General features: G+C 66.6%; 23 protein-coding genes. All 23 read left to right on the forward strand.

Annotated features, from left to right (window positions below):
• Positions 1 to 88 precede the first annotated feature (88 nt).
• Positions 89 to 526 carry a sugar 3,4-ketoisomerase gene (locus ACFWZ3_RS16465; protein ID WP_439708760.1) on the forward strand — a complete coding sequence of 146 codons (438 nt, stop codon included), beginning with the start codon at positions 89 to 91 and terminating at the stop codon, positions 524 to 526.
• Complete coding sequence (locus ACFWZ3_RS16470; RefSeq protein ID WP_439708761.1) at positions 511 to 1,176, forward strand: acetyltransferase; 666 nt, start codon at positions 511 to 513, stop codon at positions 1,174 to 1,176. Before ACFWZ3_RS16465 ends, ACFWZ3_RS16470 begins: the two co-directional genes overlap by 16 nt.
• 3 nt (positions 1,177 to 1,179) lie before the next feature.
• A complete protein-coding gene (locus tag ACFWZ3_RS16475; RefSeq protein WP_439708762.1) occupies positions 1,180 to 2,133 on the forward strand; it encodes a hypothetical protein in 954 nt (317 codons plus the stop codon).
• Positions 2,120 to 3,052: a GNAT family N-acetyltransferase gene (locus tag ACFWZ3_RS16480; RefSeq protein ID WP_439708763.1), complete on the forward strand. Its 933-nt coding sequence runs from the start codon at positions 2,120 to 2,122 to the stop codon at positions 3,050 to 3,052. Before ACFWZ3_RS16475 ends, ACFWZ3_RS16480 begins: the two co-directional genes overlap by 14 nt.
• Before the next feature lie 14 nt (positions 3,053 to 3,066).
• On the forward strand, positions 3,067 to 4,179 hold the full coding sequence (locus tag ACFWZ3_RS16485; protein ID WP_439708794.1) for a DegT/DnrJ/EryC1/StrS family aminotransferase: 1,113 nt from the start codon (positions 3,067 to 3,069) through the stop codon (positions 4,177 to 4,179).
• Complete coding sequence (locus ACFWZ3_RS16490) at positions 4,176 to 5,426, forward strand: O-antigen translocase (RefSeq protein WP_439708764.1); 1,251 nt, start codon at positions 4,176 to 4,178, stop codon at positions 5,424 to 5,426. The genes ACFWZ3_RS16485 and ACFWZ3_RS16490 overlap by 4 nt, the downstream gene beginning before the upstream one ends.
• Before the next feature lie 2 nt (positions 5,427 to 5,428).
• Entirely contained in the window at positions 5,429 to 6,343 is a 915-nt protein-coding gene (locus tag ACFWZ3_RS16495; RefSeq protein ID WP_439708795.1) for a glycosyltransferase family 2 protein, read from the forward strand.
• Positions 6,340 to 7,500, forward strand: coding sequence for a hypothetical protein (locus ACFWZ3_RS16500; RefSeq protein ID WP_439708765.1), 1,161 nt, complete (start codon positions 6,340 to 6,342; stop codon positions 7,498 to 7,500). The genes ACFWZ3_RS16495 and ACFWZ3_RS16500 overlap by 4 nt, the downstream gene beginning before the upstream one ends.
• Positions 7,476 to 8,375: a Wzz/FepE/Etk N-terminal domain-containing protein gene (locus ACFWZ3_RS16505; protein ID WP_439708766.1), complete on the forward strand. Its 900-nt coding sequence runs from the start codon at positions 7,476 to 7,478 to the stop codon at positions 8,373 to 8,375. The genes ACFWZ3_RS16500 and ACFWZ3_RS16505 overlap by 25 nt, the downstream gene beginning before the upstream one ends.
• Before the next feature lie 249 nt (positions 8,376 to 8,624).
• Positions 8,625 to 9,476: a class I SAM-dependent methyltransferase gene (locus ACFWZ3_RS16510; protein ID WP_439708767.1), complete on the forward strand. Its 852-nt coding sequence runs from the start codon at positions 8,625 to 8,627 to the stop codon at positions 9,474 to 9,476.
• 4 nt (positions 9,477 to 9,480) lie between these two features.
• A complete protein-coding gene (locus ACFWZ3_RS16515) occupies positions 9,481 to 10,701 on the forward strand; it encodes an amidohydrolase family protein (RefSeq protein WP_439708768.1) in 1,221 nt (406 codons plus the stop codon).
• A complete protein-coding gene (locus ACFWZ3_RS16520) occupies positions 10,701 to 11,399 on the forward strand; it encodes a class I SAM-dependent methyltransferase (RefSeq protein WP_439708769.1) in 699 nt (232 codons plus the stop codon). The genes ACFWZ3_RS16515 and ACFWZ3_RS16520 overlap by 1 nt, the downstream gene beginning before the upstream one ends.
• A 7-nt stretch (positions 11,400 to 11,406) precedes the next feature.
• The gene (locus tag ACFWZ3_RS16525; protein WP_439708770.1) at positions 11,407 to 12,918 is read left to right on the forward strand and encodes a B12-binding domain-containing radical SAM protein; all 1,512 of its coding nucleotides are present in this window, start codon (positions 11,407 to 11,409) and stop codon (positions 12,916 to 12,918) included.
• Between the two features lie 2 nt (positions 12,919 to 12,920).
• Positions 12,921 to 14,087, forward strand: coding sequence for a glycosyltransferase family 4 protein (locus ACFWZ3_RS16530; RefSeq protein WP_439708771.1), 1,167 nt, complete (start codon positions 12,921 to 12,923; stop codon positions 14,085 to 14,087).
• Positions 14,084 to 15,208, forward strand: a complete 1,125-nt coding sequence (locus ACFWZ3_RS16535) for a glycosyltransferase family 4 protein (protein ID WP_439708772.1) — start codon at positions 14,084 to 14,086, stop codon at positions 15,206 to 15,208. Before ACFWZ3_RS16530 ends, ACFWZ3_RS16535 begins: the two co-directional genes overlap by 4 nt.
• A 594-nt stretch (positions 15,209 to 15,802) precedes the next feature.
• Positions 15,803 to 16,141 (forward strand): hypothetical protein, encoded by a 339-nt coding sequence (locus ACFWZ3_RS16540; RefSeq protein WP_439708773.1) that lies wholly within the window; start codon positions 15,803 to 15,805, stop codon positions 16,139 to 16,141.
• Between the two features lie 1,147 nt (positions 16,142 to 17,288).
• The gene (locus ACFWZ3_RS16545; protein ID WP_439708774.1) at positions 17,289 to 17,834 is read left to right on the forward strand and encodes a hypothetical protein; all 546 of its coding nucleotides are present in this window, start codon (positions 17,289 to 17,291) and stop codon (positions 17,832 to 17,834) included.
• Between the two features lie 427 nt (positions 17,835 to 18,261).
• Positions 18,262 to 18,570: a hypothetical protein gene (locus ACFWZ3_RS16550; protein ID WP_439708775.1), complete on the forward strand. Its 309-nt coding sequence runs from the start codon at positions 18,262 to 18,264 to the stop codon at positions 18,568 to 18,570.
• 17 nt (positions 18,571 to 18,587) lie between these two features.
• A complete protein-coding gene (locus ACFWZ3_RS16555; RefSeq protein WP_439708776.1) occupies positions 18,588 to 18,929 on the forward strand; it encodes a hypothetical protein in 342 nt (113 codons plus the stop codon).
• A gap of 528 nt (positions 18,930 to 19,457) precedes the next feature.
• Complete coding sequence (locus tag ACFWZ3_RS16560; protein ID WP_439708777.1) at positions 19,458 to 19,841, forward strand: hypothetical protein; 384 nt, start codon at positions 19,458 to 19,460, stop codon at positions 19,839 to 19,841.
• 81 nt (positions 19,842 to 19,922) lie between these two features.
• On the forward strand, positions 19,923 to 20,255 hold the full coding sequence (locus tag ACFWZ3_RS16565; RefSeq protein WP_439708778.1) for a hypothetical protein: 333 nt from the start codon (positions 19,923 to 19,925) through the stop codon (positions 20,253 to 20,255).
• A gap of 72 nt (positions 20,256 to 20,327) precedes the next feature.
• Positions 20,328 to 20,636, forward strand: a complete 309-nt coding sequence (locus ACFWZ3_RS16570; protein WP_439708779.1) for a hypothetical protein — start codon at positions 20,328 to 20,330, stop codon at positions 20,634 to 20,636.
• A gap of 95 nt (positions 20,637 to 20,731) precedes the next feature.
• Complete coding sequence (locus ACFWZ3_RS16575; RefSeq protein ID WP_439708780.1) at positions 20,732 to 21,247, forward strand: hypothetical protein; 516 nt, start codon at positions 20,732 to 20,734, stop codon at positions 21,245 to 21,247.
• The last annotated feature ends 52 nt before the right edge of the window (positions 21,248 to 21,299 follow it).

Below are 21,299 nucleotides of genomic sequence, written 5' to 3' on the forward strand. Positions count from 1 at the left end.
CGGCCCCTCACCCTCCGCCACAACCTTCCGCCAACCGCCCGGCACTCAAGCCAGGTGAGTCGTCCACGACGCATCCGTTGACCCGAGCATGGACATCAAGCGCATCCAGTTGCAGTCGCACGGGGACCACCGGGGCATGCTCATTGCCCTGGAGCCGGAGCGGAACGTGCCGTTCCCCATCCGCCGCGTGTACTACCTGTTCGCCACGTGCCAGAACGTGCATCGCGGGCGTCACGCACACCGCCACCTCAACCAGTTGGCGATCACCGTGCGCGGCTCGGTGAAGATCCTGCTCGACGACGGCAGCGGCCCGACCGAGGTATTGCTCGATGATCCCTCCCTAGGCCTGCTGCTCGGCCGCATGGTCTGGCGCGAGCTGTACGACTTCAGCGACGACTGCGTGCTGATGGTGCTGGCCGACCAGCCGTACGACCCGGAGGACTACATCACCGACTACGACCTCTTTCTGAAAGAGGTCAACGCCGGGCTCTATCCCGCGGGGCTGGTGGCATGTCTCGACCGCTAGTCCTCGTCGGCGCCGGCGAGTTCGCGCAGATCGCCTGCGAATATTTCCAGCACGACAGCGACTACGACGTGCTGGCCTTCAGCGTCGAACGCGAGTACCTGGCACAGCCGCAACTGGCCGACCGCCCGGTGCTGGCGTGGGAAACGCTGGAACAGCACTACCCGCCCGGCGACGTGGAGTTGTTCGTGGCAATCCCGGCCAGCCAGCTCAACCGCCTGCGACGGCGCCTCTACCTCGAAGCCAGGCAACGCGGCTACCGGCTTGCCACCTACGTGAGCTCGCGCGCCTTCGTGTGGCGCAACGCCCAGATCGGGGAGAACTGCTTCATCTTCGAGCACAACGTGATCCAGCCGTTCGTGCGCGTGGGCGACGATTGCGTGCTGTGGAGCGGCAACCACGTGGGCCACCGCACGGTGATCGAGGATCACGTGTTCGTTTCCTCGCACGCGGTGATCTCCGGCTACTGCCGCATCGGCGAAGGCAGCTTCATCGGCGTCAACGCCACCTTCAACGACGGCGTGAAGGTCGCTCCCTACAACGTCATCGGCGCCGGCGCGCTGGTCACCCGCGACACCGAGCCCGGCCGCGTCTACGTCGGCTCGCCGGCCAGGGCGATGCCCAACCGTGCCAGCTTCGGCGTGAGCCTGTAGGCCATGTTCGCCTGGCAGAAGAAGGGCCTGGTGTTCGACACCGCCCGCCGCAGCGTGGGCGCCTGGATGCGCCACTCGGCGCTGACGCCCACGCCGGTGGCGCTGGATGACGGGCGCATCCGCGTCTACGCCGGCTTCCGCGACGCCGAAGGCGTCAGCCGCATCGGCTACGTCGACGTGCGCGCGGACGATCCCACTGTGGTCACCGGCGTCAGCCGCGAGCCGGTGCTCGACATCGGCCGCGGCGGCTGCTTCGACGACAACGGCATGATCCTGGGCGACGTCGTCCAGGGCCCCGGCGGACTGCACCTGTTCTACGTCGGTTTCCAGCGCGTGGCGCGCGCCAAGTTCTTGGCCTTCACAGGACTGGCCGTCTCCTGCGACGGCGGCGAGCACTTCCGTCGCGTGCAGGAGACGCCGATCCTCGACCGCGCCCCCGGTCGCAGCACGATCGCGGCGGTGCATTCGGCGCACTACGCGGCGGGCCGCTGGCGGCTCTGGTACGCCGTCGGCGACGACTGGGAACCCATCGACGGCAAGCCCTTCCCGCGCTACCACATCCGCCACGCGGAAACGGCCAGCCTCGATGTCATCCCGCGCAGCGACCAGGTCTGCCTGCGGCCTCGCGGCAGCGAATACCGCATCGGCCGCCCGCGGGTGTACCGGTTGGACGGCCGCTACGTCATGTATTTCACCCGCGGCAACCGCACCGGCGAATACTTCCCCGGCGTGGCGGTGAGCGACGACGGCCTGGCGTGGGAGCGCCGCGACGAGAGCCTGGGCCTCTCGTTGTCCGATAGCGGCTGGGACTCGCGCACGATCTGCTACCCCGCGCTGCTGCTCCAGCACGACCGGCTGCTGATGTTCTACAACGGCAACGACATGGGCGTGGACGGCTTCGGCGTGGCCGAGGCGCGCGTGCATGCGCCCGCGGATGCCGCCCATGTTCCGGCTTAGGCCCTACACACCGGCCGATGCGGCGGCCTGGGACGCGCTGGTGGCGCGCTCGCGCACCGGCAACCTGCTGCACCGGCGCGGCTACATGGACTACCACGCCGACCGCTTCACCGACTGCTCGCTGCTCATCGAGCGCGACGGCGAGCTGGTTGCCGCCTTCCCGGCCAGCTGCGAGGGCCGCGTGGTCAGCAGCCACGGCGGCCTCACGTATGCCGGGCTGCTCTCCACCTCCGCGCTGCGCGCCGAAAGCACGCTGGCGGTGTTCACGCAGATGGCGGCGCATTACCGCGCCGCCGGCATGCGCCGTGTGCTCTACAAGGCGGTGCCCTCGGCCTACCACGCCTACCCGGCCGAGGAGGACCTTTACGCGCTGCACCGCCTGGGCGCCCGGCTGGTGCGGCGCGACCTGTCCTCGGTCATCGCGCTGCGCGAGGGCTATCGCTTCTCCGCCGAGCGCCGCCGCGACATCCGCCACGCACGCGAGGCCGGCGTGCGGACGCAAGCCGGTGGCGACCTGGTGGCTTTCCACGCGTTGCTCAGCGAGGTGCTCAAGCGCCACGAGGCGACCCCTACGCACAGCCTGGAGGAGCTGCGCCTGCTGCAGTCGCGCTTCCCGCGCCAGATCCTGCTCCACACCGCGCACGTCGGCGACGAGCTGCAGGCCGGTGCGCTCGTCTACGACTTCGGCCGCGTGGTGCACACCCAATACATGGCCACCTCCGAGGCGGGCCGCCGCACCGCCGCGCTCAGCCTGCTGCTCGGCGAACTGATCGGTAGCGTCTATGCCGATCGCCACTACTTCAGCTTCGGCATCTCCACCGAGCAGGAAGGCTGCGTACTCAACGGCGGCCTGGTGACGCAGAAGGAACGGTTCGGCGCGCGCGCCGTAGTGCACGACTTCTACGAATGGCCGCTGTGATGGAAATGCCGCACATCGACGTGCCGTTCCTGAGCCTCAAGGCGGTCAATGCCCGTCATGCCGAGGAGTTGAAGGCCGCGGCCGCACGGGTGATCGACTCGGGCTGGTACGTGCTGGGCGACGAAGTGGCCGCGTTCGAGCACGAGTTCGCTGCCTGGTGCGGCGTACGCTACGCGATCGGCGTCGGCAACGGCATGGACGCACTCGCACTGATGCTGCGCGGCTACATGGAGCTGGGCCGCCTTGCCGAGGGGGACGAGGTGATCGTGCCCGGCAACACCTTCATCGCCAGCTTCCTGGCGATCAGCGCCAACCGGCTGGTGCCCGTGCCGGTGGAACCGGATCCGGCCAGCTTCAACCTCGATCCGGGATGCGTCGAGGCGGCGATCGGGCCGCGCACGCGGGCGATCATGGCGGTTCACCTGTACGGCCGGCTCGCCGACATGCCGGCGCTGAGGGAACTGGCCGACCGTTACGGCCTGCTGCTGATCGAGGACGCCGCACAGGCGCACGGCGCCGCCCTGGGAAACTGCCGTGCAGGTGCCCTCGGTGATGCAGCCGGCTTCAGCTTCTTCCCGGCCAAGAACCTGGGCGCGCTCGGCGATGCCGGCGCGGTCACCACCGACGACGACGCCCTCGCCCACTGCGTGCGCGCCCTGCGCAACTACGGTTCGGAGGTGAAGTACCGGCACTGCCTGCGCGGCACCAACTCGCGGCTGGACGAAATGCAGGCGGCGCTGCTGCGGGTCAAGCTCAAGTACGCCGACGACGACACCCGGCTGCGCCGCGAGGTGGCGCGGCGCTACCTCGCCGCCATCCGCCATCCGGGCATCGCCCTGCCCCTCGTGGGGCAGGAGGAGGCGCATGCCTGGCATCTGTTCGTCCTGCGCTGCCGCCATCGCGATGCGCTGCAACGCCACCTGCTCGCCTGCGGCGTCCAGACCCAGGTGCATTACCCGGTGCCACCGCACCGGCAGCCGGCCTATGCCGGACTCCTCGACGTGCACCTGCCGCTGGCCGAACGCCTGCACAAGGAAGTGCTCAGCCTGCCGATGGGCCCGACGCTCACCGATGCCGACGTCGCACACGTCATTGCCGCGGTCAACGCGTTCCGGAGCCCGGCATGAACATCGCCCGGGCAACCCTTTACTCCACCGCCGCCACCGCGGCGCGGCTGGTCGCGGCACTGGTGGTGGTCAAGCTGGTGGCCTCCTTCGCCGGGCCCGAGGGCATCGGCAAGCTCGGCCAGTTCATGAGCCTGATGTCGTTGCTGGCAGTGCTCGCCGGCGGTGGCATCAGTGCCGGGCTGGTGAAGTACGTGGCCGAGTACCGCGAGGATCCGGCCAAGCTCTCGCGGCTGCTGGCCTCGGCGCTGTGGTACGCCCTGTGCGCCTCCTGCCTGATCGGTTGCCTGGCCCTGCTGTGCAGCCGCCCGCTCGCGCTGTGGCTGCTGGACGACGCGCGCTACCAGGGCCTGATCCGCACGCTGGCCGTCGCGCAGCTGGGCATCGCGCTGGTCAACTATCTGCTCGCGGTGATCAACGGCTTCATGGACGTGCGGCGCCTCGCGCTGGTGCAGGTGCTTGGCTCGGCGGCCAGCATCACGGTGGCGCTGCTGCTGTCGGCGTGGCTGCACCTGTATGGCGCGCTGCTGGCGCTGGTGCTGGGCCAGGTGCTGTGGCTGGCGATCGGCCTGCCAGCGTTCCGGCGCAGCCCGTACTTCCGCCCCGGCATGTGGAAGGCGCGCTTCGACCGCGAGATGACCGCGCGCCTGGCGGCCTTCTCGGTCATGACGCTGAGCTCGGCGGTGCTCTCGCCGCTGGTCAACATCGCGGTGCGCTCGCACCTGGCCGCGCAGTTCGGCTGGGTGGGCACCGGCTACTGGCAGGCGGTGACGCGGGTGTCGGACGCCTACCTGCTGTTCCTCACCGCGGCGATCAACATCTATTACCTGCCCAAGCTCGCCGCCACGCACGAGCGCGACGCGCTGGCGCACGAGCTGCTGCAGGGCTGGCGCTTCCTGATGCCGGTGGTGGTCGCGCTGGCGCTGGCGATCTGGCTCGCGCGCGGATGGATCACCCGCTTCCTGTTCACCAGCGACTTCGCGCTGGCCAACACGCTGTACGGGCCGCAGCTCATCGGCGACGTGATCAAGATCGCCTCGTTCGTGCCCTCCTACGTGATGCTGGCCAAGGCGATGACGCGGCTGTTCGTCGCCTCCGAATGCGTGTTCGCGCTGACTTACCTGGTGCTGGTGCACCTGCTCACCGCACGCTTCGGGCTGGTCGGCGCGGTGTACGCGTTCAGCGCCAACTACGCCCTGTACCTAGGCTTCACCCTGGTCCTGGCGCGACGCTACCTGGAGCGGCCATGAACATGCCGCTGGTCTCGGTGCTGATCCCCGCGTTCAACCACGAGCGCTTCGTGCGGCGCTGCCTGGACAGCGTGCTCGAAGACCCGTGGCCGGCGAAGGAGCTGGTGATCATCGACGACGGCTCGACCGACGGCACCGGCGAGCGCATCGCAGCCTGGGTGACCGAACACGAAGGCGCGGTTCCCGTGCGCTTCCTGCGTCGACCGAACAAGGGCGTGGCCGCCACGCTCAACGAGCTGGCCGCGCTGGCACGGGGCGAGTTCCTGCGCCTGGGCGCCAGCGACGACTACTTCCTGCCCGGCGGACTGGAAGCGCAAGTGCGTTACCTGCAGGCCTACCCGCGCAAGCAGGCGGTGGTCGGCGATTCGATCGTGGTCGACCCGCACGAGCGGGTCCTGCACGAAAGCGGCATGTGCGGCCTGCACCGTGCCGACAAACGGCTCTACCGCACCGACGCCGGCATCCGCCGCGCGGTGATCGGGCAGTGGGCGGTCGGCGGCGCGGTGGTGCTGCTGCGGCGCGACGCACTGCAACGCTTCGGCGGCTGGACCGAAGGCCTGCGCATCGACGACTGGGATTTCTTCCTGCGCCTGGCCGCGCGCGACGCTCTGGGTTTCGTCGACGTGCGCGTGTGCGCCTACCGCATGCACGAGGCCAACCTCAGCAAGACCCGGCACGTCGCCACGCGCGTGTCGAACCTGGCCGAGTCGCGCCACGTCGCGCTGCGTCATCTGGCCCTGTTCGAGGGCACCGATCGCACCCGGCTCGAGGCGCAGGCGCACTACATCGGCGCCAAGATCGCCTTCCTGCGCCACCGACCGCTGGCGCTCGCCTGGCACATGGCCGCCTATCTCGCCCTGGCTGCGCTCGCCCGCATCGGCCTGCCCTCGCCACCGACCCTCGCGAGGCACGCATGAGGTTGCTGCGTCTTCCCTCCCTCTGGCTCGCGGTGCCGCTGCTGTTCGCCTGCGCGGTGACCGTGATGACCTACCACCTGCCGGAAGGCTACGGCGAGGGCATCACGTTGCTGGCCAGTTGCGCCGGCGCCGTGCTGCTGCTCGACCTGCTCGCCGGCAACCGGTTGCCGCCGCTGGCGCGCTTCCGCCTGCGCCAGTACGCCGGCACGCGCGAGGCGTTCGTGGCGCTGGCCTTCGCGCTGGCCGTGCTCGGCTTCTGCCTGCTGGACCTGCTGCTGTTCCCGGTGGCGTTGGTGGACGACCCGCATGCCTACGCCACGATGGAAGGTGGCCGCGAGCACATCCGGCATATCTCGGACATGTGCTGGGTACTGCCGCCAGTGGGCCTGCTGTGCGCGCGCAAGCGCTGGCTGCGCTGGTCGCTGGTGGTCGCGGGGCTGGTCTTCCCGGTGCTGGTGATCGACCGCAACCGACTGCTCAACGGGCTGTTCGCACTGGCGCTGGTGATCGTGCTGCGGCGGGACGAGCATGCGCCGCTGCCGTGGAAGCGCGTCGTGCTGATCGCGCTGGCCGGCGCCACGGTGTTCTCGGTGCTTGGCATGCTGCGTTCCGGCCCGCTGGAGGGCCTGACGCTGCCCTTCGGCGACGTCTATCGCGCCTCGCCGCAGGGCATCAAGTGGCTGCTGCTCTACATCAGCGCCGGGCCGTACAACTTCGGGGCGATCCAGGCCAAGCACTACCTCGACGCCAGCTTCCTGATCCACCAGACGGTGCCGCTGAGCGGCTCGGTGGCGACCGCCGGCACGCCCATTCCGCTGGACTCCCCGACGGTCAACGTCGGCACCGAATTCTTCCCGTTCCTGATGGCCTGGGGCCCGGCAAGTGCGGCGGCGTCGGTGTTCGTGCTCTACCTGTGGCTGCACTGGAGCGTGCGCCGGCTGTGGCCAAACGTGCCGCTGTTCGGGCTGCTGATCTTCCTGCGCATGGCCTACGTCTGCCTGATGGCGCCGTTCGCGCCGCAGGCGTTCATCTGGACCAACGTCGACTTCATCGTGCTGTGCCTGTTGATGCAGCTGTTCGCCGCGTGGCTGCCCGTCCGCGCCCCTGTCCCGCCCGACCCGAGTGCCTACCCATGGAACACGACGAGATCTACTTGATCGACCTGTGGCGAATCCTGCGTCGCGAATGGCGCTGGTTCATCGCCGTGGCGGTGGTGGTGCTGGCCGCCGCGATCTTCTTCGCGCAGGCGGCGCGACCGCGCTACGAGGCGACCGCGTGGATCCGGCCCGGCCAACTGGGGCCGGTGCCGGCGGGCGAGGACCCGCGCATCGAGCCGTTCCAGCGCGTGATCGAGCGAATGGAGACGCGCGAGTTCCAGGACGCGGTGCTGCATGACATGGGACTGTCGCCGCGCTCGCGCGAGGCGCATCTGTACCGCGGCAGCTTCGACCTCGCGCCCTCGCCTTATGCCGGATTGCTCAAGCTGACCCTGCGCGGGTATTCGCCGGCGCAGGCGCAGCGCTTCGTGCAGGTCACGTTCGAGCATCTGCACCGGTTGCATGAAGGCCTGATGGCCGAGCCGCTGGAGCTGGCCAAGGCGCGGCTGAGCCAGGCGCAGGCGCAGCTGCGGGAAGCGACCGCCGAGCGCGACCGGTTGCGGCAGGCGATCACGGGTTCGCAGAGCCGGCAGGATCTGATGCTCGCCAGCATGGTGTTGAGCGGCAGCAACCAGGAGGTGCGCAACCTGCAGCAGACAGTGAGCGATCTGAAGGCACGGCTGACGGCCAGCTACTCCTACGAGACCACGCTCGCCTGGCCAATCTACGTGCCGGACCATCCGGTGTATCCGAACCGCGTGCTGCTCCTGGCTGCCGGCCTGGTGCTCGGGTTGGGTCTGGGACTCGTGGCGGCGGTGGCGCGCAATGCGGCACGGCGGGCGGGGATGCGGGTCGCGGATGACCCTTCGACTCCAGCACTGGGGGCCTACGCCCAGAGTGAGCGGGCAGGTAGGGAACCGCTGGTCCACAGGTAGAAAAAGGGGCCATTCGTGGGCGATCCGTTTGGGTTCACCGAAAGCATCGCCCGCAAGCGGGCTCCTACCGTGACCACGAAGGCTGGAGGCTTTTCGAAGGTCTGGACAGGACGGTGACCCCGAACCTTTTCCCAGGAGACGGGGCGCAACGCCCTGCACCTCAGGTTCAACCCCACCCCGCGCACCCGGCACTCACCGGTCGAGCCACGGAACGCCAGCGGCCTGCGCATGGCGCCACGCGAGGACAGCATGAACCGCCCACTCCCCCTCGCCCCGCCCATCGCGCCCCACGGGACGCTGAGCGAGGCCCAACTGCTCGACACCCAGCGCGCCTTTGACAGCGTCGCGCCCGACTATGACGGTCCGCGCGGCAACAACGAACTGATCCAGCGCATGCGCGTGCAGTTGTGGGACACCGTGCAGCGCGAACTCCCGCCCGGCTCGCGCCTGCTCGACCTCGGCTGCGGCACCGGCCTGGACGCCGTGGAGTTCGCCCGCCGCGGCTACGGCGTGCTGGCCACCGACTGGTCCCCGCAGATGGTCCAGCGCACCCACGCGCGCGCCGCTGCCAGCGGTCTTGCCAGCCAGGTCGCCACCGCCCATCTCGGCGTGCAGCAGCTCGACCGCCTCAGCGGCGAGTTCGACGGCATCTATTCCAACTTCGGCCCGCTCAACTGCGCCCCTGATCTGGGCGCCGTCGCTGACGACTGCGCGCGCCTGCTGCGCCCCGGCGGGAAACTGGTGTTCTCGGTGATCGGCCGCCTCTGCCCGTGGGAGCTGGGCCACTACGCGATCCGCGGCCGCTTCCGTCGCGCCGCGGTGCGCTTTGCGCGCAAGCCGATGGCGGTGGGCATGAATCGCCACGTGATCTGGACGCGCTACTACTCGCCGCGCGAGTTCCACCGCGCCTTCGCCGCGCATTTCACGCTCGCCTCTCACCGCGCGCTCAGCCTGTTCCTGCCACCGCCCTACCTGGTCGAGTTCTGCCGCCGCCACCCCGCCGCATCCGAACGGCTCGGCCGCCTCGACGACCGCCTCGGCGGCTGGCCGCTGCTGCGCGGCATGGGCGATCACTTCCTGATCGTGATGCAGCGGCGCTGACGGCATGGACCCGCGCGCCCGCCCCGACACGCTGCTGCTCGCCGCCGGCTGGTGGAGCGGCAGCGGCGTGGCGCGGGGCGCACTGGCCATCCACCGTGGAAAGATGGCGCCCGCCGCGTGGACGACCGCCCTGCGTATCGACCTGCGCGACCACCTGGTCTTCCCCGGCCTGATCAACGCGCACGAGCACCTGCACATCAACGCGGTGCCTCCGCTGCGCAGCGGTGCGCCCTTCCCGAACAGCTACGCGTGGATCGACGCGTTCCAGGCGCACTTCGCCGAGCCGTCGGTGATCGCCGCGCTGGCACGACCCATGGCCCTGCGCCTGCGCCACGGTGCACTCAAGAACCTGCTCGCCGGCACCACCTGCGTGGTCCACCACGATCCCTGGCACACCTCGCTCGACGACCCCGACTTCCCGGTCGCCCTGCTGCGCGACTTCGAGTGGAGCTACGCACTCGCCGGCCCCAACTACGGCCCGCCGGTGTGCGCAAGCTTCGCCGCCACGCCGCCCGACCGTCCGTGGATGATCCACCTCGCAGAAGGCACCGACGCGGTCGCGCGCGCGGAACTGGCCGAACTGGACCGCCTCGGCTGCCTCGCCGCCAACAGCGTGCTGGTGCACGGCGTGGGCCTGAGTGCGCGCGACATCGAGCGCGTCATCGCCGGCGGCGCCGCGGTGGTCTGGTGCCCCGGCAGCAACCGCGCCCTGCTCGGCCACACCCTCGACCCGCGCCGGCTGTGCGAAGCCGGCCGCCTGCTGCTGGGCAGCGACTCGCGCCTGAGCGGCGAGCGTGACCTGCTGGAAGAGTTGCGCCTCGCGCTCGACCGCTACGGCCTCACGCCCGCGCAGCTGCTCGACCTGGCCACGCGCGACGCCACACGCATCCTCGGCCTTCCCGGCCGCGGCCGCCTGTCGCCCGGCGCGTACGCGGACCTGCTCATCGTCGAGGACCGGGGCGGCGATCCGGTGCGCAACCTGCTCGGCCTCACCCGCAGCGAGATCCGCGCCGTCGTGCGCGATGGCGTTCCGCGCATCGCCGATCCCGACTTCGCTTACTGGTTTGCCGCCTTCGGTATCGACACCGTGCCGGTCACACTGGATGGCCGTCCAAAACTCATCGACCGCCGCCTGGCCGACGGCGCACTGCTCGCGCTCGAACCGGGCCTGGCCGCCGGTGCCACGGCCAGCGCGCCATGTTTCGCCGTCGCCGGAGCGCGCTGATGTCGCTGCCCCCCGTGCTCGATCCTTTGGCCGCCTACGCGCTGTGGGCGCCCGAATACCCGGCGCACGCGCACAACCCGGTGATGCAGGCCGAGGAGCGCGCGATGCTGGAACTGATGCCTGCCGACCTCACCGGCCTCACCGTGCTCGACGCCGGCTGCGGCAGTGGCCGCTACATGCGTCACGCGCTGCGCCGCGGCGCCACCCGCGCGGCCGGCGTCGACCTCTCCCCGGCGATGCTGCAGCGCGCCGCCGCGGTGCCATCTGGCAGCGCTCCGCTGCAGGTAGCTCAGGCCCGCCTCACCGCCCTGCCCCTGCCCGATGCGCTGGCCGACCTCACCGTCTGCGGCCTGGTCATCGGCCATCTCGAAGCGCTCGGCCCCGCGCTCGCCGAGTTGCGCCGCGTGACCCGCCCCGGCGGCGCGCTGCTGATCAGCGACATCCACCCAATCGGCCCCGCGCTCGGCTGGCTGCGCGACTTCAAGGCGGGCGGAAAGCGCTACGCCGTGCGCCACACACAGCACCTCTACAGCCACTGGCACGCGGCCTGCGCCGCACTGGACCTGGCCATCGAGGAAGTGCGCGAACCCATGCTCGATCCCACCCGTATCCCCGACGGTGCGCACTTCGACCGCGTCGCGCTGGAGGTGCCGGTGGCGCTGGTGTTCCGGCTGCGCCGGCGCCCTTCCCCACCGTGACCGTGCCATGACCCGCCGACCCCGCACGCTGCTGATCAACCCGACCATCGCCTCGCGCCACAGTGCGCGCTTCCCGCTGGCGCTGCTGAACCTGGCCGCCGCGCTGGACCGCCATGGCGAGAGCAGGATCATCGACGGCAACATCGACCGCGACACCGTGGCCGAGGTGCTGCGCGTGCTCGACCGCGAATCGTTCGACGCGGTCGGCCTGACGGTGATGGGCGGTCCACACGTGCCCGAGGCCATCCGGCTGTCGAAAGCCATCCGCGACCATTCGCCGGGTCTGCCGATCATCTGGGGCAGCTACTTCCCCACGCTGTTCACCGACGCGGCACTCAATGCGCCCTACGTCGACTACGCGGTGCGCGGCCAGGGCGAGGACACGCTGCTTGAGCTGGTTTCCGCGCTGACCGGCGACGGCCCACCGCTGCACGCCATCGCCGGCCTCTCGTGGAAGGACGGCGAGCGCATCGTGCACAACCGGGCGCGCCCGTTCTCGCGCGGCAACCCGCCGCCGCTGCTGCCCTACGAGAAGCTCGGCGATCCGCGCAAGTACCTCTCGCGCACCTTCCTGGGCCACCGCACCGTCGCGCACCAGGCCGCGCTCGGCTGCCGCTACCACTGCACCTTCTGCGGCGTGGCGGCCATGTTCGGCGGTGCCACCGCACTGCCCGCCGCGGCGAGGCTGGAGCGCGAGCTTGGCCACCTCAAGAACGAACTCGGTGCCGATTCGGTGCAGTTCTTCGACCACAACTTCTTCGACCGCGAAGCGGAGATGGTGCCGCTGCTCGACGTGCTGGCGCGACTGGAGCTGCCGTGGTGGTGTTTCGCCCGCGCCGACGCGCTGATCAACCTGTCCGAGGAAAGCTGGAAGCTGGTGCGCAAGAGCCGCCTGCGCATGGCCTACATCGGCGCCGAGTCGCCCGACGGGCAGATGCTCAAGGAAATCCGCAAGGGCACGCGACCGGACCAGACGCTCGAGGTGGCCGAGGTCTGTCGCCGTCACGGCGTGATCCCCGAGTTTTCCTTCATGGTCGCGCCGCCGACCAACACCGAAGAGGAAACCGAGCAGACCTTCGCCTTCATCCGCCAGTTGAAGCGCGTCAACCCGGCCTGCGAGATCGTCATCTACATCTACACGCCGCTGCCGGAGAGCTCGATGCACGCGAAGGACCGCGGCCGCCACCGCGCCACGCCGCTGTTCGACCTGGAGGGCCTGCCGGTGGTGTTCCCCGAGACGCCCGACGAATGGGCGCAGCCGCAGTGGGTGAACTACGCCTGCCACGCCGACGCCCCGTGGCTGGACGAACGCCTGCGCCGGCGCATCGACGACTTCGTGACCGTGCTGCGCTGCCGCTACCCCACCGTGCAGGACATGCGCGCGCCGCACTGGGCCAAGCAGGCGTTGAGCGCGATGGCTGCCTGGCGTTACCGGGTCGGCCACTACGACCGTCCGTGGGAACTGCGCCTGGCCAACCGCTTCGTGCAGTTGCGTCTGCCACAGGTGCAGGGGTTGTAGCGATGACCCCGCACGTGGCGCAGATCAGCTTCCTGCCCGCGCCGGCGGGGCTTGCCGGCGCACAAGTGCTGGAGCGCTGGCCGGCGCTGGCCGACATCGCCGAGGCGGCGGCCAGCGCCGGCACGCGCATCTGCGTGGTGCAGGCGGCCTCGCACGCGGAGCGGCTGAGCCGCCACGGCGTCGACTACCACTTCGTCGACGTGCGCGGCACGCGCCGCCGAGAGCGCGGACGGCGCGTCGCCACCCTGCTCGCCGCACTCGGGGTGGAGCTCGCACACGTGCACAGCCTGGGTTTCCCGGAAGAATCCCACGCCCTGGCGCGGCACCTGCCGCACGTGCCGCTCCTGTTCCAGGATCATGCCGACCGCGCGCCGCGGCGCTGGTGGCGTCGCTGGCAGTGGCGCCAGCGCTACCGCACGATGGCCGGCGTGGCATTCACCGCGCCGGAGCTGGCCTGGCCGTTCGCTGCGGCTGGCGTGCTGCGACCATCCACGCGGCTGTTCGCGATCCCCGAATCGAGCAGCCGCTTCCAGCCGGGCGACCGTGCCCGCGCCCGCGTCGACACCGGCCTGTACGGCCATCCGGCCGTGCTTTGGGTAGGTCACCTGCAAGCCGGCAAGGACCCGCTCACCGCACTCGACGGCATCGCGCTCGCCGCGCAGAAACTGCCGGGCCTGCAGCTCTGGTGCGCGTACGGCAGCGCGCCGCTGATGGGCAAGGTGCGCGCACGCATCGAGCGCGATCCATGGCTCGCCGGCCGCGTGCATCTGCTCGGCAAGGTTCCGCACGCGCGTATCGAAACCCTGATGCAGGCAGCCGACCTGTTCCTCTCCGCCAGCCGCGCCGAGAGCTGCGGCTTCGCTGCGCTGGAGGCGATGGCCTGCGGCACCGTACCGGTGCTCAGCGACATCCCGTCCTTCCGCGCACTCACCGGCGACGGCAAGATCGGCCGGCTGTGGCGATGTGGCGATGCCCGCGCGCTGGCGCAGGCACTGGTCGCCGCCACGCTCGAGCGCACGCCGCCCGAGCAGGTGCGCGCCCACTTCGACGCCGAACTCTCCTTCGCCGCAGTCGGCCAACGCTGGCGCGAGGCCTACCTGCAGACCCTGCAGAGCCGCCGCGACGCCTTTGCCGACGCCATCGAGAGCCGGCCCGGGAGCCTCGCGTGAAACTCGCCCTCGTCGTCCCCGGCGGCGTCGACCGTAGCGGCGAATGCCGCGTCATTCCCGCGCTGCTGCACCTCATCAAGCGGCTGGCGCAGGCGCACGAAGTGCACGTCTTCGCGCTGCGCCAGGAAGCTGAGCCCGCCACCTGGCCGCTTGCCGGCGCCACCGTCCACAACATTGGCGACGGCCGGCAACGCTGGCGCGCTATCCGCGCGATCACCGCCGAACACCGCCGCGCCCCGTTCGACCGCATCCAGGCCATCTTCTCCGGCCGCGGCGGCCAGGTCGCTGCCGCCGCGGGCCTGTGGCTGCACTGCCCGATCCTGGTGCACGTCGCCGGCGGCGAACTCGTCGCCCTGCGCGACATCCACTACGGCGGCCGCCTGACTTGGCGCGGCCGCCTGAGCGAAGCCATCGTCCTGCGTTGCGCCGACCAGGTCACCGCCGCCAGCGCCCCGGTCATCGACGCGCTACGCGCCCTCGGCATCAAGGCCCAACGCGTCCCCCTGGGCGTCGACCTCACCACCTGGCCCCCGCAATCCCCCCGCCGCCGCGGCCCGGGCCCCGCCCGCCTGCTCCACGTCGCCAGCCTCAACCGCGTCAAGGATCAGCCCACCCTGCTGCGCGCGCTGGCCGAACTGGTCAGGCGACGGATCGACTTCCGCATGGACATCGTCGGCGTCGACACGCTCGACGGCGAAATCCAACGCCTCGCCACCCAGCTCGGCCTGGACAACCACGTCCGCTTCCTCGGCTTCCGCACGCAACGCGAACTGCACCCGCTCATGAGTGCCGCGCATCTGCTCGTCATGTCCTCGCGGCACGAAACCGGACCACTCGTGCTGCTGGAAGCCGCCATCGCCGGCGTACCCACCGCCGGCACCGCCGCAGGCCACCTCGCCGAATGGTCCCCTGCTGCCACTCTTGCCGTTCCCCCGGGCGACAGTGCCACCCTCGCCGATGCGATCGAACGCCTGTTGAACGACGAAGACCTCCGCCTGCAACTCGCCTGGTCCGCGCAACGCCGCGCCATGCGCGAGGACGCCGATCACACGGCGAGGGCGTTTGAAGCCTTGTACCTGTCGCTACACGAAGCGCCCGTATCTTCAGCTGGGCTGCGGTAGCCGCCAGCTCAGCGACGACGCGCGCCTCCGCCCCAGCGCGCTCCATACGGTTTATTCCTCCATTTCCGACGCATACGAAATAGCACCCCGTTTCAGCCGATATGCAAAGACCGCCCAAGCGGATTCAACGCCTCACGGGCGCAGCCAACGGACTGAGCCCACGCGCAATTCCTCCGGCTTGACCAAGCGTCTGCGGCGGGAGAGGATCGGTGCATATGCCCCGAATCGGGGTCTACTAAGCGTTCGGCATCGAGAGCGGCGGACCTGGCTCGATGGGAAGTCCCTACGTAAGTAAGCGGAGCACCCTGATTGACGAGCCATCGTGGCCACGGATACTCAGCAAAGCGCCCGCGGCGCCCGGATAACTGTGTTGATCCGGGCGCCGCGGGCGCTTTGCTGGTTTCGGTCACGACGCCTCGTCGCGTCGGCCCGCTTTCAAAAGCTGCGCGCTCTGAGCAATGAGCGCGCCGTCCGCCCCTCTCGCTCCCGAACCACGCGTTCAACCGGACCTCGTTCGGATAGGCTCCTGCGACAACCATTTATCCTGGCTCACTTTCGGCCGGTTAACTTGAGCGTTAGGCATAGGGGGAGTTCGTGGCGCCAGAAATGATTTTTGGCATTGTCGTCGCAGTTGTTGCTGTCTTGGCTTTCATCGCTTGGCTGCTGCCCAAGCGCCAGCCACCCGAGAAGTTTTTCAAGTGCTCACGCTGCAAGGCTCTGTCGAGGCACAACAATCGCACCATTGAGGCTTGGCGCAACAACAAGACCAAGTTTTTTTGCCAAGCCTGCCACGCCAAATGGCTGCAGTCCCGGCCACCACAAGAGCGCGAGCAATTCTCGCGGCACAGTTCTTCTGGTTCTGGCTGCTTCGGCGTCGTAGCTTTGTTTGCGCTTGTGCCACTAGGTTGCATGCTGTTGTGGGCATATGCCTAACTACTCGTTCAAGGCGGACGGCTACGCCGCCGCTTAACTCCAGCGTTAGGCGTATGCGACCGCACATTTGTTCGTTGCCAATCTTTTTTGCAGCTCTTGTGGGATGCGCATCTAGAACAGGCCTAGTTGCGCCGTCGGACGCAGCTCTGGCAGATGCGAAGACCCGGTCGGCCACTTACTGCGCAAAGTACGCGAAAGGCTGCGAATTCAGAGCATCGCCACTTATTCATGGTGGTTGGTCAGTCTCTGTTATTCCAATTACCCACGGCATCGATGGAGTTAGAAGCTATGGAATCGATTCGGACGACTTCTACCTTTATGATGCACAGGGTCGATTCTCCAGTGCGCTACGTGGCTACTAGGCCTAACCAGTCATTCGAGGCGGACGGCTTCGCCGCCGCTCAATTCCAGCGTTAGGCAGGGAACATGATCAACCGCGATTCCAATCCTCTCGGCTGGTCCTTCCTACTGGACGACTTAGAAGACGCACACGAACATCTAGGCACCATGCTCGCGGAAATCCAGGCAAATCCCGAGTACTCGGAGGTAGAGCTCCGTATAGACCTGGGCCACATCTATGCTCACCTCAACCGGGCGTGGCGTCGGCGAAACATCCCAGAGGACTTCACGAGCCAAGAGTGGGAACAGGCTGGGGCCTTCCCAGATGACATTGAACCTGTCGCCTAACTACTCATTCAAGCGGACGGCTTCGCCGCCGCTTAACTCCAGCGTTAGAGTGAAGCAGTGAATCCTAGCCTTATACGCTCTTTGGCCTTGGCAGCTGGCGCGCTTGTTGTGCCTCTTCTTCTTGCTTGGTATGTGGCTTGGGAGCTGTACACAGCCGGAAGCCCCAGCCACTTAAACTGGATACAACTCCAAGGCTTCTTCCTACTTGGGGTTGCAATCGGAACGTGGTGCGTTGCCATGCTTCCTTTCAAAACTCAAGTCGTCCGGGCTTTCGTATTGGCCGCTTATGTGCCATCACTACTCATAGTATTCTCCGGCATCAACTTTTCGATCGCCTGTCATAACGGCATGTGCCCATGACTGGCTGGCAAGACCGCTCTAACAATTCATTCAAGCGGACGCGCGAAAAGCCGCGCGCCGCTTAACTCCAGCGTTAGGCCTTAAGAGCCAAGGAAGAGCGATGCCCTGGGGCAAACGGTACCCTCAAGAACAACTGGCCGCGCGAAACGCACTGCTCGGTACAGCGCACGCAGCATCGTCATCCCTTGCAGCCTTCACCGGCTGGCTTCTTGCAGTTTCTGGCGCCAGCTTCGCCTTCTTGGTTGCACACCTCGACGTGGTTGTGCCGCATGTCTATGTGGGCAACCTCGCTTGGGCCTTTGCCTTATTCGCTTTATCGTTGCTAACGGGTCTGCTCTCTCGGTGGCTCGGGGCAGCAACACTCGGTGTGCTTGCGGCGCTCTCCACAATTGAGCAGCAAGCCGAGGTGGCTAGGCCTCAAGCGAATTTCAGTCTCTTGGCGTTCACCAAGTTTTTTGCGGATGCCTCGTTACCTATCCATCGCTGCGGCGCTTGGCGAGGCTACAAAAACGCCCAGCTTGGTGACTTTATCTACGGCATCAAACCCGTCGTTCGTCGGTCTCAGTGGCAGTCACTGCTCGCCTTGCTACAGTTGGCCATGCTTTTCCTATCGGTCTTGGTGCTGTCTCTCGGCGTCAGGGCCTAACATTTCGTCCAAGCGGACGCGCGTACCGCGCGCCGCTTAACTCTAGCGTTAGGCCCCATGAAAAAGATCGCCCGCACCTTGGCTCTGTTGTATGCAGCTACCGTAGTCTTGGCAGCCGCTTGGGCTTGGTATGCTGAGGTAACCCTGCTTCATCGGGTTCAGGAGCATTTGCTTCCAGGCCTGCTGCTGGCTTTCGTATCGCTACCTACGTCATTCACAACCGGGTTTCTCTACGAACTGTTCCCAAGGGCGTTTGAATCCCCATTCGTGCAGCTCACGTGGCTCACAGGTTGCGGCGCGTGCCAGGCCACCGCGCTTTACCTTCTCTCAACTCGCAGGCGAAGTGCCCGCGGAGTGGCCTAACAACTCGTTCAAGGCGGACGGCTTCGCCGCCGCTTAACTCCAGCGTTAGGCGCCAAGAACCCATATGCGCACTCCCATCCAGCTACGCCAGACACTGATTGGCACCAGCGTGGCCGGTGCATTCTTTGGCCTGCTCGTCGCACTTGGGAGCTTCGCGTTCTACTCCGAGTACGGTTCGCGTATTGCAGGCGCGCCGCACGACATTTGGGCAAACACGTTCCACGCCATCGGCTCTTTCTTCTGGGTTACAGTTGGCATCGTTGCCGCGTTCGGTCTCTTGCCATCGGCAATCTCATTCGCGCTGCCCAAGCTGTTCCGCAAGGCGTCTAACTCATCGTCCAAGCGGACGCGCGAAAAGCCGCGCGCCGCTTAACTCAGGCGTTAGCTCCCATGTCCGCGACACTTCTAATTTTGTGGTTTATAGGACTTTTCGCAGCCGCCTTCGTTCCGCCTTTCTGGGTATCACAGAGCAAGCGGAAGTCATTACGTGAAATGCTGTCGTCAGCCTACTTTGGCATCAGCGTTGCAATTTTCCTCGTCGCTTACACCACACATGCGATCTCCGTCGGCGAAGTCTCATTCGGCAAACATCAGAGACACGCTTACAGCCTCGCCACTCAGCCGCAGCTATTCTTCATCATGCTGGCGCTCAATCTGGTGCTGCTCCTCTGTGGCTTAGCCTTCTGCTGGGCTGTGTTCAAAAAGAACCTCGCTCTGTATGTTGGGCGCTAACCACTCATTCGAGGCGGACGGCTTCGCCGCCGCTTAATTCCAGCGTTAGGCTATCCATGAAGCGCATCGCGCCATTTCTCATCGGCTTCCTGGCAATCGCCGTATCGGCCACAGACTATCTCGCGCACAAAGACGCCGAGCCAGACATGGCTGGGCTCTCATTGCTCTTTTTCGGGTTGTTCGGGCTCTTGGCCAGCCTTGGCGCGTTCTCTTGGTCTACTGCTCGCATCCGCACCGTGCCGCATCTCCTTCCCACTCTTGGCACCGGCGCCATGTGTGCCGCCCTCTTCTATGGCTCTCTCAGCTTAGGTCCCATGGGGCTAGGTTTCGCACCAGCGTTGGGGCTATCGTTCGTGTCAGCACCTCTCGTGGCATGGGCATTGCCGCTTGTAGCTCACGCCCGTGCCTAACCACTCGTCCAAGCGGACGCGCGTACCGCGCGCCGCTTAACTCCAGCGTTAGGGGGCAATGATGGACACTAGTGCGCGCAAGCGGCCAAAGCGCCTTTGGGTCGCGGCTGTCCTGAACATGCTGGTTGGTGTCCTCGCCATTGGTCTGGTCGTGTTCCTTCTAGCATCCGCGCGGGTGCCAGTCGCACTTCGCCCTAGCGGTGTGGCGGCTGTCTCAGCACTCGGCGCTCCGAGCTTTCTCCTCGTTGCGTCCGTCATCGCCCTGCTTGGCAAGCCTTACGGGCGGTATCTCATGCTTCTGGCTGCACTTGTCTTCTTTGGCACGCTCATCATTCAAAATGTCCAGCTCATCGGCAGTGCTAATAGTGCGCTTGGCCAAGGTATCGCTCCCAAGGTCGTCGCAAACGCTGTACGTGCTTCATTCGAGCTCACAATCAATCTGTGGGCGCTGCTCAGCTCCAAGACTCGTCAATACTTCGGGGGCGCGGCTGTTGCCCCCTAACAACTCGGTCAAGCGGACCGCCACCCCACTGCGCGGGCCGTCGGCCGCTTACCTCGGGCGTTAGGCAGCAGGGAAAGTCTCATGACATTGGAAGTGCTTTTCGGTGCGGCCGTTATCTTGGCTGTCGTGCTCTCGCTACTCACCAAGCCGGGCTCAAAACGCCAGCCTCCCATCCAGTTCTTCAAGTGTGCTCGCTGCAACACAACCGCTCGGCACACGAGCCGCACGATCGAGGCTTGGCGCAACGGCAAGACCACGTTCTTCTGTCAGGCCTGCCATGCCAAATGGTTGCAGTCGCGGCCCTCGCAAGAGCAGGTCACTTCGTTCAGGTCTCGTAACTCAGGCTGCTTGGGCGTGGTCGCCCTACTGGTTCTTGTTCCTGTCGACATCGCGCTAGCGTTGGCGCATACCTAACAACCCGTTCGAGGCGGACGGCTTCGCCGCCGCTTAACTCCAGCGTTAGGCCTACGAGGGAAACCGTCCACTATGCTGCGCCGGCTGCAAGTCATCATCCTCACCCTGTTCTTCGAGGGCGTCGGCCATGCTGCGTGCCCGAGCGCGAGGCACACTCCACTGCTCACTGAAGCCGAAGTGATTGCTATCGCCAATCGCAAGGCCCAGATATCGGGCGTGGACCTAGCAAAGTTTTATGCTCCGGCGGCTCGCTTCGAAGACCTCTCTAAAAACTGCAAGTGGGCTGTCTCGTACGAGCGCATAAGGCCGGACTTTGGCAATGTTTTCTTCGTAGTTGTTGACGACCTCACACGAGCAGCGCAGCTCCAGCCTGGCCTCTAAGGGCCTAACAACTCGTTCAAGGCGGACGGCTTCGCCGCCGCTTAACTCCAGCGTTATGTCCAATGATCCCTAGCACCCCCATATGGCTAAATTACTTGGCAGCGATTGGCGCTATCGCAACGCCAATACTTGTCGCAGCCCTGGGTATCGTCGGCTGGAAGATACGTAACAGAATTGAGCGCCAATTCGCGCTCGAACAAGCTCTTCGTGAGGACAGAGTTGCTACCTACAACGAAATACTCGAGCCCTTCATGATCATGCTTATGACCGATGAGGCATGGAGGAGTGACCCAAAAAACAAGAACAAGGACAAAGCCAGCCTGGGCACTCAGAAGGCGCTGTCACTAGACTATCGCAAGTGTGCATTCAAACTGGCCCTGATTGGTTCAGACGGGGTCGTCACCGCATACAATGATCTTATGCAGTACTTTTTTTCTTCTGGCGAACGTGAGCCCTCAGAACAATCCGTCAGAGAGATGATGTCAATTTTTGGCATATTGCTTCTCGAAATAAGACGCAGCATGGGTAATGACGCTACAGCGTTAGACAAGTGGGCAATGTTAGAGTGGTTCATCAACGACGCTCGCGCCTATCGCAGCAAGGCGAAATAACAAATCGTTCAGGGCGGACGGCTTCGCCGCCGCTTAACTCCAGCGTTAGGCC

The sequence above is a fragment of the Frateuria sp. GZRR35 genome (assembly GCF_051900415.1).
Lineage (GTDB): Bacteria > Pseudomonadota > Gammaproteobacteria > Xanthomonadales > Rhodanobacteraceae > Frateuria_A.

Coding starts and splice junctions, on each gene's coding strand:
- ACFWZ3_RS16465 (WP_439708760.1), top strand. CDS start 89: ATGGACATCAAGCGCATCCAGTTGCAGTCGCACGGGGACCACCGGGGC.
- ACFWZ3_RS16470 (WP_439708761.1), top strand. CDS start 511: ATGTCTCGACCGCTAGTCCTCGTCGGCGCCGGCGAGTTCGCGCAGATC.
- ACFWZ3_RS16475 (WP_439708762.1), top strand. CDS start 1,180: ATGTTCGCCTGGCAGAAGAAGGGCCTGGTGTTCGACACCGCCCGCCGC.
- ACFWZ3_RS16480 (WP_439708763.1), top strand. CDS start 2,120: ATGTTCCGGCTTAGGCCCTACACACCGGCCGATGCGGCGGCCTGGGAC.
- ACFWZ3_RS16490 (WP_439708764.1), top strand. CDS start 4,176: ATGAACATCGCCCGGGCAACCCTTTACTCCACCGCCGCCACCGCGGCG.
- ACFWZ3_RS16495 (WP_439708795.1), top strand. CDS start 5,429: ATGCCGCTGGTCTCGGTGCTGATCCCCGCGTTCAACCACGAGCGCTTC.
- ACFWZ3_RS16500 (WP_439708765.1), top strand. CDS start 6,340: ATGAGGTTGCTGCGTCTTCCCTCCCTCTGGCTCGCGGTGCCGCTGCTG.
- ACFWZ3_RS16505 (WP_439708766.1), top strand. CDS start 7,476: ATGGAACACGACGAGATCTACTTGATCGACCTGTGGCGAATCCTGCGT.
- ACFWZ3_RS16510 (WP_439708767.1), top strand. CDS start 8,625: ATGAACCGCCCACTCCCCCTCGCCCCGCCCATCGCGCCCCACGGGACG.
- ACFWZ3_RS16515 (WP_439708768.1), top strand. CDS start 9,481: ATGGACCCGCGCGCCCGCCCCGACACGCTGCTGCTCGCCGCCGGCTGG.
- ACFWZ3_RS16520 (WP_439708769.1), top strand. CDS start 10,701: ATGTCGCTGCCCCCCGTGCTCGATCCTTTGGCCGCCTACGCGCTGTGG.
- ACFWZ3_RS16525 (WP_439708770.1), top strand. CDS start 11,407: ATGACCCGCCGACCCCGCACGCTGCTGATCAACCCGACCATCGCCTCG.
- ACFWZ3_RS16530 (WP_439708771.1), top strand. CDS start 12,921: ATGACCCCGCACGTGGCGCAGATCAGCTTCCTGCCCGCGCCGGCGGGG.
- ACFWZ3_RS16545 (WP_439708774.1), top strand. CDS start 17,289: ATGCCCTGGGGCAAACGGTACCCTCAAGAACAACTGGCCGCGCGAAAC.
- ACFWZ3_RS16550 (WP_439708775.1), top strand. CDS start 18,262: ATGCGCACTCCCATCCAGCTACGCCAGACACTGATTGGCACCAGCGTG.
- ACFWZ3_RS16555 (WP_439708776.1), top strand. CDS start 18,588: ATGTCCGCGACACTTCTAATTTTGTGGTTTATAGGACTTTTCGCAGCC.
- ACFWZ3_RS16560 (WP_439708777.1), top strand. CDS start 19,458: ATGCTGGTTGGTGTCCTCGCCATTGGTCTGGTCGTGTTCCTTCTAGCA.
- ACFWZ3_RS16565 (WP_439708778.1), top strand. CDS start 19,923: ATGACATTGGAAGTGCTTTTCGGTGCGGCCGTTATCTTGGCTGTCGTG.
- ACFWZ3_RS16570 (WP_439708779.1), top strand. CDS start 20,328: ATGCTGCGCCGGCTGCAAGTCATCATCCTCACCCTGTTCTTCGAGGGC.